The organism is Roseiarcus sp., from assembly GCF_052145395.1.
In the GTDB taxonomy this organism is placed as follows: domain Bacteria; phylum Pseudomonadota; class Alphaproteobacteria; order Rhizobiales; family Beijerinckiaceae; genus Roseiarcus.
This window is the reverse complement of sequence record NZ_JBKQOT010000075.1, coordinates 1-2650: the sequence shown is the minus strand read 5'-3', so window position 1 is coordinate 2650 and position 2650 is coordinate 1. Positions and strand designations below refer to the sequence as shown.

Genomic DNA, 2650 nt, shown 5'->3' with positions numbered 1-2650 from the left:
ATCGGGATAATCCTCGGCGACCGTCAGCGCCGCGTCCTGGAATTCGAAGCCGTGCCCCATGACGACGTTGTAGCCCTGCGCGGCGTAGTCGCGGAACGCCTTCTCGAACGAAGCCGGATTCTGCTGAAGCTCGACATAACTGACCTTGGCGCCGAGCTGCTTCTCCACCTGCTTCAGCGCGTTGTAGGCGATGCGGTTCCAACCCTCGTCGGCGACGCTGCCGGGCACAAGCAGGCCCATCTTGAACTGATCCGCCGCCCTTGCGGGCGTCAGGGCCAACGCGCTCGCGGCGGCGCCGATGATGGCAAGACATTCTCTTCGATCGATCCTCATGACCGCGCTCCTGCTAGCTTATCCATGTTCTTTGATCCCAACCGCCGAGTGAGGTTTGCGCCGGAGCCAGTCCCCGTCAAAGGTTCGCCGCGATAGATCCGCCCCGCGCGATCGGCCTGCCTCTCGACAAAACGATCATTCTGTCGGGGCCGCCGGCTACAAGCCGTTCAGCGTCCTCGCAATCCGTGATCAGCAAGTCGGCGCGCGCGCCGGCCTTGATGCCGTAATCGGCGCCGAGGCCCAACAGTCCGGCGGGAACGTGGGTCGCCATGCCGTAGGCGATTGGGAGTTCGCTCGCGTGCAAGTGGCCGGCGAGCAGCGTCCAGCGCGCAATCTCCAGCATGTCGCCGGAACCCGTCGGGATGAAGGGATCCTGGATGTTGTCGGAAGCGGCGGCGATCTTGACGCCGGCCCGCGCGAGCGGCGCGACGCGGGTCAGCCCGCGCGGCGGCAGCAGGTCCTGTCCGCGTCCCTGGATGTAGAGATTGGCCGCCGGCAATGTGATGACACCGAGGTCAAGTTCGAGGATCTGATCGCGAATACGCTCAAACACGTCGTCCGGAACAGCGCACAGGACCGAGCAGTGGCTGAGCACGACGCGGCCCCGCATGCCGAATTTGCGAACGCGTTCAAACACCAGGTCGAAACGCTGACGTCCGGCGTCCAGGTGCTCGTCCATGTGCAGGTCGATTGGCTTGCCGTGACGGACGGCCGCGGAGAAAATGATGTCGAGATACCGCTCGGGGTCCTCGGCGACGGCGACCGTGCCGCCGAGGGCGTCGGCTTTCAGAGCGGCCGCGTCGATGTTGGCCGCGAGCCAATCGTAATCTTGCCGCGGATGCGGGACCATGAAGGCCACGCATTGCAGCGTCATCCGATCCGCCCATTGCTCGCGCAGGCCGCTCAGAACGTCGACGCCGACGAAACCGGCGTCCTTGTCGACGTTGACGTGGGTGCGGATGGCGGTGGCGCCACGCGTAAGGCAACGCCTCATAGTTGTCTCGGCGCGCGCGGCGAGGTTTCCCGGCGTGACGCCACGGGCGAACGCGGCGAAGGCGTCGCGAGCGCCCTGCAACGTACCCGAAGGATTGGAGGCCAATTTGAGCGTCTGAGTTTTGTCGAGGTGCTGATGCGCGTCGACGAGCGCTGGCGAGACGGTCAGATTGGACAGGTCGAGACGCGGGCAGTCCGACCGCGCCGCAGGAGCGCCGACGGCTTCGATGCGGCCCCCGCCGCCGATCAGGATATCGGTCTTTTCCGCTTCGCCGCGTGCGCCGATGAGCGCAGTCGCGCCCGCCAGGGTATACCCTTTTCGCGCCCGACTGAGATCCCGGATCACGCTGTCCCACTGGCTCAATTGCGCGTCCTACATTCGCCCTCGGCCAGTTAATCACCGACGCCTTGCTTGCACAAATTGATTATCCACAATATCTGCTGCCGCTCTCAGACAAACGTCGAGCTGCCTAAAAAAGATGCCGACGACGGTGTTCGGCGCCAAGAATGCAATCAGGCAAAGCCGAAGGTGCAGAAAAATGGACTCGCCTCGCCCGATTGCAAAACGCCACTCCGACTCGGGCGTCGGAAAAATGGGGCGGGGTCCTCGCGCGTTTGAGCGCCGCCTTTTTGGAATGCGCCGACTCTCGGAGGAATTTACGAGATCCATGGGATTCAGCGTTGAAATCAGCCATGCGTTCATGGCGCGGATCGTCGGAAAGCGACTGAGACCGAGGGGCGCGGTAGTCAACGGGGTTCCTGCCGCCCTCCGCGACCGGCGGCTCTCGGAGACCGCGCCGCGCCTTGGGGCTTGGTCGTGAGACGCTATGATTACCATGCGCCAACTACGCTCGCCGAGGCGGCGCGGCTCCTCACCGAACTCGAAGGCGCGAGCCTGTTTGCCGGCGGCACCGACCTCTCCGTTGAAATCCGCGAAGGTTTGCGGTCCTGCGCTCATGTGATCAACCTCAAACGCATCGGCGGCCTCTCCGAACTGTCTTTCGATCCTGTCGACGGACTGCATATCGGCGCACTCGTCACCGTTCGGGAAATCGAGACCGCTCCTTTTATACGGTTGCACTATCCGGACCTCGCCGCGGCGGCGCGATCGCTGGGCTCGATCCAGGTGCGCAATCGCGCAACTGTCGTGGGTAACATCTGCCGCGCCTCGCCTTCGGCGGACTGTTCGCCGCCGCTTGTCGCCGGCGACGCAACCGTCGTCATCCATGGGATGTCCGGCGAGCGTCGGATTAACATCGAGGCTTTCTTTGTCGGCCCCGGCAAGACAGTTCTAAAGCCTGGCGAGATCGTTACTCGAGTCGAG

General features: G+C 63.9%; 3 protein-coding genes. 1 reads left to right on the top strand and 2 read right to left on the bottom strand.

Annotated elements, in window-relative coordinates:
- Positions 1–333: BMP family ABC transporter substrate-binding protein (locus tag ACLP25_RS02575; protein WP_442467675.1), on the bottom strand; the 333-nt coding region annotated here is incomplete at its 3' end.
- A gap of 76 nt (positions 334–409) precedes the next feature.
- Entirely contained in the window at positions 410–1690 is a 1281-nt protein-coding gene (locus ACLP25_RS02570) for an amidohydrolase family protein (protein WP_442467674.1), read from the bottom strand.
- 453 nt (positions 1691–2143) lie between these two features.
- Here ACLP25_RS02570 and ACLP25_RS02565 point away from each other — a divergent pair.
- On the top strand, positions 2144–2650 hold a 507-nt coding region (locus tag ACLP25_RS02565; protein ID WP_442467673.1), incomplete at its 3' end, for an FAD binding domain-containing protein.